This is a genomic window from Campylobacteraceae bacterium, assembly GCA_013215945.1.
Lineage (GTDB): Bacteria > Campylobacterota > Campylobacteria > Campylobacterales > Arcobacteraceae > NORP36.
The window spans coordinates 39,199-54,718 of record JABSOM010000015.1; the positions used below are offsets into that span (position 1 = coordinate 39,199).

Here is a 15,520-nt window from a genome sequence, read left to right on the forward strand (position 1 = left end):
GGCACTTTTTATTTACCAAGAAGTAGTGTTTTTAGTAAAAATAAGCAAGTTGTTTCCTCCAAATTGTTATAATATGAATAGAAGAAGAAGGATTTAAATGCAAATAAAGGTACAAGCAATGGGTGATTATCAAACCAATTGTTATATAGTAACTATTAATGATAAAGATTTAATTATTGACCCTGGAATGAATTCACTGCCCTGGATAAAAGAACAGGTGAACAATCCAATTGCTGTTTTAAATACCCATGGACATTTTGATCATGTTTGGTCCAATGATATTGTTTGTAAAACGTATAATATTAAACTGCATACCCCTAAAAAAGATATTTTTATGTTAAGCATGGATTCTTATGGTTTGGGAATGCCACATTCTGCTGCTGATGTTGAAATAGAAGAAGATGAAGAAATTGAAATACAAGGTATTAAAATTAAGTTTCATTTTTTTCCAGGACATACACCTGGTTGTTCGATGATTCAAATTGACAAAGATTTGTTTTCAGGAGATTTTATTTTTAAAGACAGTATTGGTCGCTGTGATTTTCCTTATTCAAATGTTGAAGATATGAAACATTCTCTTAAAAAAGTACTTTCTTGGGAAAAGGACTACAATATTCATCCTGGACATGGTATTTCTACTACATTAAAAGCAGAAAATAACTCTTTAGTGCAGTGGCTAAATTACCTATAAGTGAAATTATAATAAAATGCTATTAAATATTATTTGTTTGTCAATGAAAGGTAAATTATAAAAAGAAATATTATTAAAGAACTTACTTGCCTAAAAACCAAAGATAAAGAAAAACTCTTAATCTTAGAAGAAAAAATAATTAATAATAAAAATATCAATGAAACCTACGGGCTTCTAAATGATTTTTTTCACAATAATTATTCAATAAATTCTTTTGAGCTTTTGATTAAAGATAAAAGTAAAGTAAAAAAAGAATTATTATTCAGTGTAAAACATGGTTCTATTTCAAAGAGTTCTCTCTTTCTTAGCTACACTCTTAATAATGATGTTGATATCAGTTTTGATCTTTTCTATAACGATAAGATAAGTGTAGAAGAAATAGAAAACACCAGTGAAATACTTAAAAATCTGACCTTGTTTTTGTCAAATATGGTATATACCATTTATTTAAACGATACCATTAAAAAGTTAAAACTTATTGACTATACAACAGGTTTGTACAATAGAAAATATTTAGTGCAACACTTAGAAAAAATGTTGCCTCTTGCTCAAAGAGAAAAACACGTGATTGGTTTTTTAAGTATTGGAATTGACCGTTTTAAAGCAATTATTGAAGAATTCTCTTATGATATAGGAGAGGAAGTACTTATTAAACTGGCACATATGCTTGTTAAAGAAGTACGAACTTCTGATATCGTTATTCATCTGGAAGCAGATGAATTTTTGATTGTTTTGCCCAATGTTGATAATATAAATAATGCAAGTTTTATTGCACAAAAACTTGTAGACAAATTTTCAAAAATAGAGTTTTTACTTAAGAAAGGTGCAATATTAAAGAAAACTATTTGTGCGGGCGTTTCTTTATATCCAAATGATTCTGCTACAATTGAGGATATACTTAAAAATTCTGATATTTCATTATTGGAAGCTAGAAATACTGGACGCTCAAAAGTTTTTCAATATTCAAAAGAGTTATCTTCAAGCCTAGAGCTTTTTTAGGAGAAAAAATGAAAAGTATATTAGAACTAATTAAAAAATCTGCAAATGATGAAAGAGCCTTTGTTGCACTGGAACGTATATATGGACTTAATGATCAATTGATGTATGCAAGAAATATAACAGAAAGTGCTGATTATATTTTCACATGGTTAAGTATTCATTTTAATGTAGACAATTTAACCTTTTCACTCTTTGATATTGATGATAATACAAAAAGTATTATTTATAAAAAAGGTGAAGAATTTTATCTTGATGATGAACTTACTATGTTTTTTATTATAAATACGCATACGAACTTAAATGCAATAGTTTCTTTTAATACCAACTCAAAAGTACACTTTGAAATACTACAGCGTAATTATTCTGTGATTGAAGCTGCTTTTAGCCAAATTGCACCTATTATTCAAAGTGGAATCCTTAAGAAAAATTATGTAGAATCACAAAGTATTGATTCTGTTACTAATGTATACAACCGACAATACTTAACAAAACATGTAAAAAAACTTTTATCTTTATCAAAAAACAAAACATCAAGTATTTATTTTTTAATGATTGGTATTGATCATTTCAAAGCAGTTATTGATGAATTTGATTACGACGTAGGAGATAAGGTTCTAATTGAACTTGCAAAAGTGATTCATGGGAATATTTCAGAATTTGATGTTGTTGCTAGATTAACAGGAGATGAATTTTTAGTTTCTTTAATCAATACATCTTCTAAAAATGAAGTGGAAAAAACAGCGCAAAAAATCATTGAAGAATTTTCTAAAATTGAAATTACAGTTCATGAAAAATACATTCTTAAAAAAACAATTTGTATAGGGCTTACCTTATATCACACGTATGAATCCATTGATGATGCGATAAAAAATGCGGATATGGCACTTTATGAAGCTAAAAATACAGGAAGAAGTACCCTACAACATTTTACAGAGATAAAAGAAGAGGATACAATTGATTTATTTTAAAGTTTTTGCTTTAATATAAACTCTTTTTGGCGCAGGATAACCTTCTATGGTTTTTGATGAGTCATTGGGATCTAAAAAATCTTCCAAACTTTGATCAAAAGACCAAGGTGTTTTTCTTTGTTCTTCATTAGAAGTAACAGTAGTAGCTAAAACTTCTATCTCTCCAAACCCTGCTCTGTTTAACCAATTTTTTAAAGCTTTTATACTTGGTATAAAATAGATATTTGGTATTTTAGAATACCTATCATGAGGTGTTAGACTTACTTCTTCTTCTGAATCTATCATAAAAGTATCAATTAAAATTTCTCCACCTTTATTTAATCCTCTGTTTAAAGATTTTAGTGTTCCAACAGGATCTGGTCTGTGATACAAAACACCCAACATAAAAATAAAGTCAAATTTATGATTGTATGCTTCTAAATGCTCAACCCCTAACATTTCATATTCAATATTACTTTTATAAAAATGATTGATAAATTCAAACTGTAACATAGGCAAAGGAGCAGGGTCAAAACCAATAATTTTTTTAGGCTTATCTTCTAACATTCTAAACATGTAATACCCATTATTACAGCCAATATCTGCAACAACTTTGTCTTTTAAATTAAAAAAAGGACGTATTAAATCATATTTAATATTGCTTTGCCATTCAGAATTAATTTCCAGTCCAAAAAGATTGAAAGGTCCTTTTCTCCAAGGAATCAATGTTTTTGCAGTTTCTAATAATGCAGCATGCTCTTCTTCGTTTAATTCATCTGCTTTTCCAATACAAACACTGTCCTTAAGACTAATGTCTTCACTACTAATATTCATTTCTTTTAGACGGTTTAATTGATCAACCCAAGGTTTGACATTTTTCCATTCTAAACATTTAACTTTTTTTAATTTTAATTTCTCTATATCCATTTTGGAAGTATAGCCAAAGTATATAAATCTTTGCCATTACTTTTAGGGAATAAGTAAACACACATTATGTATAAATTGAGTAAAATCAATCCTTTGAAACCTAAGTTTAGTTATAATTGTCTTTTTAGAACAATGAGTTAATTCTTCATTAATTATTTGTTATTAAAATCATCTTGATACTAAATAAATACACGCTATATACACAATAATTTTATATAATTGATTTTATTTAGATGATATATATACAAAGGACTATATGTGAGCAAAATCACTGATATTTTTTTCTCTTTTAAACTAGCGCTCTCCTTACTGGCAATCTTAGCTATTGGTGCAGGAGTTGCAACTTTTATTGAAAATGACTATGGAACTTCTACTGCAAGAGTATTAGTATTCAATCATCTTTGGTATGAAATGGTTTTCGTACTTATAAGTATTAACTTATCCTGTATTATGTACAAAAGAAAAATGTGGAAAGTCCCTGCTAGGTTTTTAATACATTCTTCTTTTCTTGTCATTTTATTAGGTGCTGGAATTACAAGATACATGGGATACGAAGGTATTATTCATATAAGAGAAGGAGAAACGTCAAATCTTATGATCTCTCAAGAACCTTATTTACAAGTTAGAATAAAACTAAAAAACAAAGGTTTTTACAAAGAATTTCCAATGGAATTTGGAGCAATTGGCGACAAACACTTCTCTCACGATATTAGTTTTGATGAAAAAATTCTAAATGTTACTCTTAATAACTTTTTTTATGTTAAAAAAGGAAAAGATGACATGAGTATTTTAACCGTTGATGCTACATTAAATGGTATTACAAAAACAGTTAAATTACCAGGGAAAAGAGGAATTCAAGGAGTACCAAGAACAGTAAGTTTTGGTGACACCTTAATTACAATGGAATATGGTTCAAAAACATTAAAACTGCCATTTTCACTTCGTTTAAATGACTTTCAACTTGAACGATACCCAGGAAGTATGAGTCCTGCTTCTTATGCATCTGAAGTTACTGTAATTAAAAAAGGTGAAAAACCTTATGATTACAGAATATTTATGAACAATACGTTAAAAGAAGGAAACTTTTTATTTTTCCAAAGCTCTTTTGATCCCGATGAGAAAGGTACTGTTTTGTCTGTTAATAATGATCCTGGAAAATGGCCAACATATTTTGGTTATATGATGTTAATTCTTGGTTTTACACTCAACCTATTTGATAAAAAATCACGTTTTAGTAAACTTACTAAAATGGTAAAAGAAAAAAATATTGCTTATGCGCTAATTTTATCTTTACTGTCTTTTTCTGCATTGGATGTTAAAGCAGAAACACTTCCGTTTGTACAACAAGAAGTATTCATAAAATATGCAAAAGACTTAAATACAAATGCAAAAGATATATCACAAAACTTTGCAAAATTAACTGTACAAAGTAATGGTGGAAGAATGAAACCACTTGAAGCTCTAAATAAAGAAATAGTAAATAAACTCTCAGGAAGAGACAATTTATTTTCTTTAAATTACAATCAAATAGTATTGGGTATGTTAAGCAGACCAGAAATTTGGAGAGATGTAAAAATGATCTCCATAAAAACACCAAAACTTAAAAAAATACTTGGTCTTGATGTAAAAAGTAAATATATCGCATTTTCAGATGTATTTAAAGATGGAAAATATTTATTACAAGAAGAATCACAAACAGCTAGTATGACAAGTCCTAATGAACGTGGAACTTACGAGCGAGATATTATAGCAGTTGATGAACGCTTAAATGTAGCTTATATGGTTTTTAATGGAGATATGTTCAAAATCTTTCCACAAGAAAAATCATCAAAAGAAAATAATAAATGGTATGCTCCTCTAGAAGCATTTACCTCTTTTAAAGGCATGAACCAAACAGCAGTGCAAACCCTTGTTAATGGGTTTATTACAAATACTGCTAATGCAAATTATACAGAAGCCGATAAATATTTGGCTTTAATATCACAATATCAGTATAAAGTTGGTTTTGATGTTGTATTAAGTAAAGCAGCAGTTGAGAGAGAAATATTTTTAGATAAATTAGACATTTTCTTTAAATTAACGATAGCATATATGGTATTTGGTGTGATTATTCTTATCACTGCATTTATTGTGATCTTTAATCCAAAAATCAATGCCAAAAAAATTACCTTATTCTTTACAATCATCACTATAGCACTATTTTCTATCCATACCTTTGGAATGGGATTAAGATGGGTAGTATCAGGACATGCTCCTTGGACAAATACGTATGAGTCTATGTTATATATTTCATGGTCTTCTATGTTTGCAGCAGTTGCTTTTTTCAGACGCTCTCTGCTTGCATTAAGTTCAGCCATTATAATGGCAGGAATATTTATGTTTACAGCCCATTTAACAGGTGTTAACCCTCAAATAACAAACTTAGTACCTGTACTTAACTCTTATTGGTTGACTATTCATGTATCAATTTTAACTGCATCTTATGGTTTCTTTGGTTTGGGAGCTTTTGTTTCTTTTTCTTCATTGATCTTATTTATTTTTAGAAATGAAAAAAGAAAACACTTTGATGGAATTATTAAACACTTAGCAGCTATTACAGAGATTGCTTTAATTATTGGTTTAACACTAATTTCAATTGGAAACTTTTTAGGAGCTATTTGGGCAAATGAATCGTGGGGAAGATACTGGGGTTGGGATCCAAAAGAAACATGGGCTTATGTATCCATTATAGTATATGCCATTGTTATTCACTTAAGATTTATTAAGTCTTTTAATAATCCTTTTGTATTTTCAAGTGCTGCCCTACTCGCTTTTTCGTCTATTATAATGACTTATGTAGGCGTTAACTTCTATTTATCAGGATTACACTCTTATGCAACAGGTGACCCTATACCTATTCCTACATGGACGTACTATACTTTTGCTACCATTTTATTAACTATAATTCTGGCATCAAGAAAACGAAATCTAAATAATTAATTTAAAAAGACTTAATATTGTATATTAAGTCTTCTTCTTAAAAACAATTTTAATCACTTTTTTGATATAATTGCGAAAAATAAGGACATTATTTGAAAAATATTCTTGATATTTTTGAAGACTTAAAAGAAATAGAAAAATGTTCAAATAATCACACTTCTTTTTTGCAATATTTAAAAAACTGCTCAAAAGAATATCAATACAATTTTACAAAAGATGAAAACAACAATATTCTATGTAAAATAAAAAACTCTAAAGCTAAATTATGTTTACAAGTACACTATGATGCGCTAGACAGTAAAGATAATACGTATATTGGCTTAAATACAATTGTTTATTCCTGTATGTTCTTTCTAATGGCTAATCATAATGATTGTGAATTTTTATTTATAGAAAATAAAAATACTAAAGCAGCCCAAATAGATATAGAACTTAGCTCTACTTATATACTTAGTTTAAACTCACAAAAAATAAGAAACACTATTTATGCAAAACATTATAAAAATAAAATTATTAAAAATAAAAACAATCTTGATTTATATGAAATAAGTCTTTTTAGCAAAGAAAATAAAAAAAGTGATCTTATAAGATTATTATCATCTACTATTAAAGAAGCCAAAGCTAAACTTTTAGATTTTAATACACAGGATTTGCCCTTTGGAGCAAAAGCAATTATCGCGTGCCATATAAGTCCTTTAAAAACACACAATAATATGTTAATAGAAAAAGTTGATGCAAAAAGCGAATATATGAATATTTACAGTGATGAAATCATTGATTTTATGCTTAATTTTTCTAATAGTAAATTTAATTATGATAATTCTCAAGAGCACATTCACCTAAGTGCTGTTAGAACCGATCATGAATGTATTGAAGTTCAAATTACTTTCTCATCGGTGCAAGTACTTCTTCAAAAAGTATTAAAAACTTGTGAAACCTATGGTTTTGAAACTAAAAATGAAAAAATATATTTTACAGAAGAAAAGAATAATGTTTTCGAAAAAAATATTTTAGAAACTTATAATAAATATTTGTTTAATTCTTCTAATCAAAATCTTCCTAGTGGTCTTGAGACTAATTTATTAAAAGTAAAATATCCTCACATAAAAACAGCATCTTTAGCTTTTAATCTTTATCTTTTACATTTAAAAGACGCGAATACAGATGATTTTAACTTAGGTAAAATCAATGAAACACTTAGAGATATCATAAGGTACTGTAATGATTAATATTGATATCAATGGTATTTGGGAAAAATACACCTTAAATGAAAAAATTTTTCTATTAGAAAAAAGCTTGAAGAATATCAGCAATAATACTGTCACTTTTTCATTCACTAATCTGGAAAAGATTGACTCCAGTGGTATTATTTTACTTATTCAATATATCACAAAACTTGAAAAAAATCATTGCGCGATAGAAATAATAAATATTTCTAAAAAACATAAAAAAATGTTGGATTTTTATAGTTTAAACTATGAAAAACATTCTTATTCAAAAGAAAAAAAGAAAAATATCTTTCATAATATTACGCTTAGTATTTTAGAATTTTACAATAACTTTCTGGGATTTTTATATTTTGTAGGAAGATTGAATTTTTATCTTTTTTATTCTTTATTGCATCCCTCAAAAATACGCTTTAAAGCTGTAATTTACCACATTGAAGTAGCTGGTTTTAGAATTATTCCTATAATTGCGATTACTATGCTTTTAATATCTTTTGTTACTGCTTATCAAGGTGCGATTCAACTAGAAACTTTTGGTTTAAGTCTTCAAATAGTTGAAATGACAACTATGTCTATGTTTAGAGAATTTGCACCTTTTATAGCTGCTATTATTGTAGCTGGCCGTTCTGCTTCTTCTTATACTGCCCAAATTGGAGCAATGAAAATAACAGATGAAATTGACGCCATGAGAACCATGGGTTTTGCACCTGATATTTACCTTATTTTACCCAGAGTATTTGCACTTGTTATCATTATGCCATTAATCGTATTTTTTGCAGATATGGTCTGTTTATTAGGAGAATTTTTATTGGCAAAGTTTTATTTATCCATGAGTTTTTCTGAGTTTATTACAAGAATATATAATTATGTAGAAGTCAGACATTTTTTATTAGGCATGGTAAAAGCTCCTTTATTTGGCCTAATTATTGGTATTATTGGTTGTTATCGTGGGTTGCAAGTAAGAGGAAGTACAGCTTCCATTGGAATGCTTACTACTAAATCTGTTGTAGATTCTATTCTTTGGTTAATAGTTGTTAATTCAATTATCTCTTACCTTTCTATTACAATTGGATTTTAGATGATTCAAGTAAAAAATATAAGTACTGTATTTAATAAAAATATAATACACGATAATATAAGTTTTGACATTAATGATAAAGAAATATTTGGAATTTTAGGTGGAAGTGGGAGCGGAAAGTCAACCTTGTTAAGGCAAATGATTCTTCTTGAGCCAATACAAGGTGGACATATTAATATATTTGAAAAAGATATTAAAAAACTTAATTTTAAGCAGAGAGAAGATATTTGTAAAAAATGGTCAGTGCTTTTTCAATTTGGTGCTTTATTTTCTTCAATGAATGTAATTGATAATATCTCTGTATTATTAAAAGAACATACCTCTTTGCCTCAAGACTTAATATATGACATTGCTTACACAAAAATAAAAATGGTAGGTCTTGATACTAAAACAGCCTCTTTAATGCCTTCACAATTAAGCGGAGGAATGAAAAAAAGAGTAGCTCTTGCACGTGCTTTGGTATTGGATCCTAAAATACTTTTTTTAGATGAACCAACCTCTGGATTAGACCCTTCAAGCGCAAGAGCTTTTGATGAACTGATATTAAATCTAAGAGACTTACTTGATTTGAGTGTAATCATAATTACGCATGATTTAGATACAATTAAAAGTACCTTGGATCGTTTTATTATTTTGGATGAAAACAAAATCTTATTTAATGGTTCTTATGAAAAAGCATTAAAAGAAAATAATTTAAAGATAAATAAATTTTTAAAGAATAAGGATATATTTGGAAAATAAAGTTTCATACACAATAGTTGGTATATTTGTACTCTCATTTTTTATTGGGATTATTTTATTTATATTATGGTTAGCACGCTATGATATTGACAAAAGCAACTTAAAATATTATAAAATATATGTAAAAGATTCCATTAGCGGTTTGCAAAAAAACTCTATTGTTTCATATAAAGGTTTGGATATTGGGCAAGTAGAATCCATTAAAATTGACAAAACAAATATTGAACAAATTGAAGTCTTATTATTTGTAAGTGATTATACTATTATAAAAAAGAATTCTTATGCTGTCATTGAAAGCAAGGGAATTACAGGAAATAAATACATAGAAATAATGGGAGGAACTCATGATTCAGATGTACTAGAGCTTAATAGTAATGGATTTGGTATTATTCCATTAAAAAAATCTTTTATCAATAAAATCACCTCTGATGCAGGAGATATCGTTAGTAAATTTGATGGAATTTTAGAAAAATTAAATGTATTAATCAGTAAAAAAACTCTTTTAAATGTTGAAGAAATCGTTGAAAATATTAATATATCAACAAAACACTTATATAAAGAACAAATAAATTTTGATCTACTTCTTGAAAAAATTGATAGTATTTTATCAAAAGAAAATATATCAAATATTTCTATTGGTTTAAACAATATGAAAGAAGCAACGCAAGAAATAAACTCTTTAATGAAAGAAGATATCAAATCTTTGATTAATCAAATTAAAACTACCTTGAAAAATGCCAACAATAATTCAAATAATATTAATGCTACTTTAGATAAGTTTGAGAATTTAATGTTAAATGTTGATGAGAAAATTGATACTATTTCAAACGATATGGGAAAAGTTTTTCAAGTAAGAGATATTAAATATGGTCCAGGAGAAATAAAATGATTCGTATACTACTTTTAACAAGTTTATCATTATTGTTTAGTTCATGTCTTAGTATTACCCAGGAAGTGTCTTCTTATGACACTTATTCTTTGATGTTAAATAATAAAACATTGTTTAAAAACAAAATAAAAGAAAGTATAGAAATAATTGAGCCCAAATCCTTAGGTAGTTTAAACAGTCTCAATATTGTTTATAAAAATGAAAATCTTTCTCAAGAAAATTATGCTTTGAGCAAATGGAGTGATAAACCATCAAAAATGTTGCAAAGCATGATTATTGAAAACTTAAGTAATGAGTATTATTTGGTTAAATCTTCTTATATAAAAGCACAAACCACGTACAGATTACAAGGTTTAATATTAGATTTTAAACAGTTTTATATAAATAATAAAAGTTATGTATCAATAAAAATCAATAATTATTTAGAAAATAAAGCAAACAAAAAAACAGTATTTAAACAGTTCTCTTATGAAAAAGAAACCCAAGGAGAGAATGCGAATAGTACAGTAGTGGATTTAAATCTATTAAGTAATCTATATGTAAAAGACCTAAACCTATGGATAAAAGAAGAGTTAAATAATAATTAACTCAGTTTTAAATCTTCTGGTTTTCCAAAATAAAAACCTTGAGAATAATCAATTCCAATCTCTTTTAAGATATTAAAGATTTTTTCATTCTCAACATATTCAGCTATGGTTTTAATATTTTGTTTTTTTGCAAAAATTGCAATAGTTTCTACAAGGTTTCTAGAAGAATCACTGTATTCTATATTTTTAATTAAAGAGCCATCAATTTTTATTATATCAGGTTCGTAAAGTAAAACTCTCTCAAAAGATGAATAACCACTTCCAAAATCGTCTAAGGCTATTTTCACTCCTTCTTTTTTCACCCTTCTAATAAACTTTTTAATAACAGTAAAGTCTTTTGCTTCTTCATCTTCTAATAGCTCAAAAACAATTTTATGGGAATGTTCTTTGTATTTCTCTAACAAAGAGTATACAAGCTCTCTCGTAAGCTCTTTTTCAATATCAAGGGCAGATAAATTAATTGAAATACTTGTATTTATTTTTTCCAGAATTTTGAATGAATTTTCCAATACTCTTCTAGTAATTTGAGAGTAAAACTCACTCTTTTTTGTTACATTCAAAAACTCACCAGGAGAAAGTACTCTGTTGTTTTCATCAATAAGCCTTACTAAAGATTCATATTTTTCAATTTTTTCAGTTTTATTATTTATAATGGGTTGAAAATAAGGAATAATATTATAATTATCCAGTGCAATTTTAACCATTTGTATTATTTCTGTATTTTTTGCTAGTTTTAATCCTCTTATAGAAGCATCGCTTGAGTTAAAAGCACTTTTATTTCCAACTATAGCTTCTTCTAAACCTTGAGTAACGTCTTCAAATAACATATATTTTCCAAAAGAATAAGAAAGAACAATATTTAAATCATATTCCGTTTCATCAATAAAAAGCACTCTTGAATTAATAATATCAACAAAATTATCAAAATACACTTTAAGGTTTTTCTGTGTTTCCATATAATCATTAAAAGCACAAATAACTGCAAACCTTCCTTTTCCAAGAGCATATACCTTAGAAAACATTTCTTTATGCTCAGAATTTAATAAAAGATTTTCTTTGAAATTTTTTTCTATTCTTTCTATTAATTCAGAAGAATAAAACTTTTCCAAAATTTTATACTCTTCTATAGAAATAAGAGCCAGAACAGATAAATTATTGCTCTCAATTTTACTTTTTAGTTCATCCTCGTCACTTACAAAATCATCTATGCAATGAGAAAAACATATATACTCAGTAAGCGTATTATTTATATCATGTACAGGAACAATATAAACTTTATTGCAAAAACTATCCTTTTGTTTTGTACTAAGACGTAAAATACCCTTCCAGTTCTTATTATTAATATTATTCCAAATCATATTAAATTCATCATTTGATATAAGTTTATGCTTTAAATTAATTAAGTTCGTATCAATTAATTCTTTTCTTGAGTATTGACTTAAGGAGCAAAAATTATCATCTGCATAAGTAATAATACCTTTTTGATTTATTTTAAACAAAGAAATGTTTTTATTTGAACTGTCGTAATATTCACCTAAAACTTTACTATTGATCTTTAAATAACTATTTATAATGGGAGAAATTTTATCAAAAAACTCTTTTTTACTGGAAGAATCAAGCAAATAAGCATCTAGCTTTAATTCTATACTTTTTAAAAGCTCACTTGTATCTAAATCATAATTCAGAACAAATAATAATTGTTTTTGTATATGTTTCTGTTCTTTTTCTAAAAAAGAAAAGAGAGAGGAACCTTTTTTATTTTCACAAATAATAAGATCAATACGATTGTTTTTCATAAGAGAAAGTGCATCTTCATAAGAATTACACTTAAGTATATTCTTAAAATTTCTAGAGATTGTATTAAACATACGAGAGTTTTTAAAATCTCCTAAAAGTAATATTAATAAACAATCTGTATTTTTAAGCATAGTAATACAATCCCTAGAATATATTTATTTTTGTTATTATATCAAAATTATTATAAAACAACCTTGACAGTAATATAAAATAAACTTATATTACTGTCAATATACTTTAAGTAGGTAGATGTAACTATTTATTATTTAATAATAACAGATATAGTAAAAAAATTTGCATAGTTATTTATTTTCAGCTCTTGATATTTCTTCTTTATACTTATATACCATATAATCAAACATTTTTGCATCAACATTTTTTTGTATAAATAAATACATTTCAAAAATTTTATAACTTATCCTAAAACAAGCAGTAAAAGGAACCAGATATGCCAACAGTGTTGTATATGTACGATAAGGATAATAAAAATCCAACTTATTTTTTAGTTCTTTTAATTCTTCACTTTCTTCTTGCAACTTTGATTTGTCTGCTGTTGAAATGACTTTAAATGCCAATAATAAGTTCGCTACAAACATTAGTGCATTTAAATTCCAACCTAAGATAAATATTTCTTCGTATGACATTGTATCTCCATGTTTTAATTATCAAATTATATCAAATACTTCTTTGGATATAATTTATTCTTCAAAATAAGGAAAAAAAATGCTATTTAATGGTTTCAAAAAAGAAGCATTAGAATTTTTAGAAGAAATAAAACACAATAACAACAAAATATGGTTTGAAGAAAACAGACATCGTTGGAAAGAAGTCATACTAGAGCCAAATATTGCTTATATTGAAGAAATGGGTGAACATTTAATTGCTTTGGTTCCAAATATTAAAGCAATTCCTAAAGTATCAGGCTCATTATTCAAAATCTACAGAGATGTACGCTTTTCAAAAGATAAAACACCTATTAAAACAAAGATAGGATTAATGTTTTGGCAAGGCAATGCACACAGAATGCAATCTGCTTCATTTTATATGCAATACACCTCTAGCGAAGTTTTATTAGCAAGTGGAATAAGAACCTTTAAAAAAGACTTATTACAAGCCTATAGAGAATATATTAAAATAGAAAAAAATGCACAAGAATTAGATTCTATATTAAAAGATTTATCATGCAAAGGAATAAAAATTTCTCCAACATATTATAAGCGTTATCCTCTAGGTTTCAAAAAAGAAGATGATTTGGCTTATCTTTCTTTGTACAATTGTCTTTTTGCTTATAAAACCCATAAACCAAATAAAACGTTTTTTTCAAAAAAAATTATTACATCTAATTATAAGTTTTATGAAGAATGTTTGCCCTTGCATAATTGGTTATATGAACTAAGCCTTGTATCCTAAAATTCTTTTTCCTTGTGAATAAGGAATTTTTAATTCTTGTAAAATAACAATATTTTTTTCATTTTTTACATAAGGTGCTATCATTTTAATATTTTGTGCTCTTGCAAATTCATTGGCTGTTTTTAAGAACTGTTTAGAAAAATAATTCGTATACAAGCTATTAATTAAGCTCTCATCAATTCTTATAATATCAGGATCAAATAAAAGAAGGCGCTCAAAAGAAGCAGATGAATGAATGAATTTATTCAAAGAGAACTTAACACCGAACTCTTTTACTTTTAGGATAAAACGTTTGATAAGGGAAAAATCATTTATTTTATTTTCTTCTAATAAATTAAATACAATATTATGACAGTATTTTTTATTCTCATAAAGTAAAAGATAAATATAAGCCCGCATTTCAATGTTTTCTATATCACTTAAACACAAGTCAATATTTAAGTATCCTTTCGTATTTGTAAGTATTTTAAAAGAGTATTCAAGTAGATCTTTTGATACGCCTTGTTTTTCATCTTCTTTATGCATTAAGAGTAGATAATTATAAGGACTAAGAATATTGTTATTACTGTCTTTTAAATCAAGAAAATATTCATAATATTCTGCTTTATTATTCCTATTATTGATAATAGGAATACAATAAGAAAATAAAGAATAAGATTTAAACCTTGTTTTATTTTTAATTAACGTTTTTTTGATGCTTGGATAATATTTAGGTATATAAGAAGAATCATTGGCATAATAAACATTTTTTTGTCTTTTCCGTACTTCTTTTAAACCTTGTTTTGCATCAGCAAATAGTTTATACTTGCCTATTGCATAAGATAAATCTATATTTAAATCATACTTTGAATTTTCAATTAACAAATAAGATTCATTTACTTTTTCAACAAATTCATCAAAAAAACCAAGTAATTCTTTTTTTAAGGTATTAAATGAACATAAATCACATATTAATGCAAAGATACCCTCACCTAAAATATATGTTTTATCAAACAATTTTTTATGATTTTGAAGTTCTAGAAGTTTTTTTGAAAAACAGATTTCTATGTCCATAATTTTATCTTTGGCATAAAATTGTTTTATCATATTAAAGTCTTTTACAGATACAAGTACTAATAAGGACAAATTTACTTTTTCTATACTATCTTTGAGCTTATTTTCGTTGTTTTTATAAATATTATTTATTTTAGCCATTACAATACCCTATTTTCTATGTAAAGGATATCAATAAATCACTTAAAATAAAGTT

General features: G+C 26.6%; 14 protein-coding genes. 10 read left to right on the top strand and 4 right to left on the bottom strand.

Annotated features, from left to right (window positions below; all coding sequences use genetic code 11):
• Window positions 1-97 precede the first annotated feature (97 nt).
• The 3 genes from HRT41_13985 (at window position 98) to HRT41_13995 (ending at window position 2,658) form a co-directional block, all read left to right on the top strand.
• Window positions 98-691, top strand: coding sequence for an MBL fold metallo-hydrolase (locus HRT41_13985; protein NQY25132.1), 594 nt, complete (start codon window positions 98-100; stop codon window positions 689-691).
• Window positions 692-913: 222 nt separating this feature from the next.
• Window positions 914-1,690: a GGDEF domain-containing protein gene (locus HRT41_13990; GenBank protein NQY25133.1), complete on the top strand. Its 777-nt coding sequence runs from the start codon at window positions 914-916 to the stop codon at window positions 1,688-1,690.
• Between the two features lie 8 nt (window positions 1,691-1,698).
• On the top strand, window positions 1,699-2,658 hold the full coding sequence (locus HRT41_13995) for a GGDEF domain-containing protein (protein NQY25134.1): 960 nt from the start codon (window positions 1,699-1,701) through the stop codon (window positions 2,656-2,658).
• On the opposite strand, the gene cmoB is transcribed toward HRT41_13995, so the two are convergent.
• Window positions 2,650-3,564 (bottom strand): tRNA 5-methoxyuridine(34)/uridine 5-oxyacetic acid(34) synthase CmoB, encoded by a 915-nt coding sequence (gene cmoB / locus HRT41_14000; GenBank protein NQY25135.1) that lies wholly within the window; start codon window positions 3,562-3,564, stop codon window positions 2,650-2,652. The two genes, HRT41_13995 and cmoB, sit on opposite strands and share 9 nt — an antisense overlap.
• A gap of 258 nt (window positions 3,565-3,822) precedes the next feature.
• Between cmoB and ccsA the strand changes: the two genes are divergently transcribed.
• From ccsA to HRT41_14030, 6 genes are all read left to right on the top strand, one after another.
• A complete protein-coding gene (gene ccsA, locus HRT41_14005; protein NQY25136.1) occupies window positions 3,823-6,543 on the top strand; it encodes a cytochrome c biogenesis protein CcsA in 2,721 nt (906 codons plus the stop codon).
• Between the two features lie 92 nt (window positions 6,544-6,635).
• A complete protein-coding gene (locus HRT41_14010; GenBank protein ID NQY25137.1) occupies window positions 6,636-7,772 on the top strand; it encodes a hypothetical protein in 1,137 nt (378 codons plus the stop codon).
• On the top strand, window positions 7,765-8,847 hold the full coding sequence (locus HRT41_14015; GenBank protein NQY25138.1) for an ABC transporter permease: 1,083 nt from the start codon (window positions 7,765-7,767) through the stop codon (window positions 8,845-8,847). The genes HRT41_14010 and HRT41_14015 overlap by 8 nt, the downstream gene beginning before the upstream one ends.
• Window positions 8,848-9,588, top strand: a complete 741-nt coding sequence (locus HRT41_14020) for an ATP-binding cassette domain-containing protein (GenBank protein ID NQY25139.1) — start codon at window positions 8,848-8,850, stop codon at window positions 9,586-9,588.
• Complete coding sequence (locus tag HRT41_14025) at window positions 9,578-10,477, top strand: MCE family protein (protein ID NQY25140.1); 900 nt, start codon at window positions 9,578-9,580, stop codon at window positions 10,475-10,477. The genes HRT41_14020 and HRT41_14025 overlap by 11 nt, the downstream gene beginning before the upstream one ends.
• Window positions 10,474-11,064, top strand: a complete 591-nt coding sequence (locus HRT41_14030; GenBank protein ID NQY25141.1) for a membrane integrity-associated transporter subunit PqiC — start codon at window positions 10,474-10,476, stop codon at window positions 11,062-11,064. Before HRT41_14025 ends, HRT41_14030 begins: the two co-directional genes overlap by 4 nt.
• Here the strand turns inward: HRT41_14030 and HRT41_14035 are convergent.
• Both HRT41_14035 and HRT41_14040 read right to left on the bottom strand, forming a co-directional pair.
• Window positions 11,061-12,992 carry an EAL domain-containing protein gene (locus HRT41_14035; GenBank protein NQY25142.1) on the bottom strand — a complete coding sequence of 644 codons (1,932 nt, stop codon included), beginning with the start codon at window positions 12,990-12,992 and terminating at the stop codon, window positions 11,061-11,063. The genes HRT41_14030 and HRT41_14035 overlap by 4 nt on opposite strands.
• Before the next feature lie 171 nt (window positions 12,993-13,163).
• Window positions 13,164-13,505, bottom strand: a complete 342-nt coding sequence (locus HRT41_14040; GenBank protein NQY25143.1) for a hypothetical protein — start codon at window positions 13,503-13,505, stop codon at window positions 13,164-13,166.
• A 79-nt stretch (window positions 13,506-13,584) separates the two neighbouring features.
• Between HRT41_14040 and HRT41_14045 the strand changes: the two genes are divergently transcribed.
• Window positions 13,585-14,271 carry a DUF2461 domain-containing protein gene (locus tag HRT41_14045; GenBank protein NQY25144.1) on the top strand — a complete coding sequence of 229 codons (687 nt, stop codon included), beginning with the start codon at window positions 13,585-13,587 and terminating at the stop codon, window positions 14,269-14,271.
• On the opposite strand, the gene HRT41_14050 is transcribed toward HRT41_14045, so the two are convergent.
• Window positions 14,254-15,465: an EAL domain-containing protein gene (locus HRT41_14050; GenBank protein ID NQY25145.1), complete on the bottom strand. Its 1,212-nt coding sequence runs from the start codon at window positions 15,463-15,465 to the stop codon at window positions 14,254-14,256. The two genes, HRT41_14045 and HRT41_14050, sit on opposite strands and share 18 nt — an antisense overlap.
• Between the last annotated feature and the right edge of the window lie 55 nt (window positions 15,466-15,520).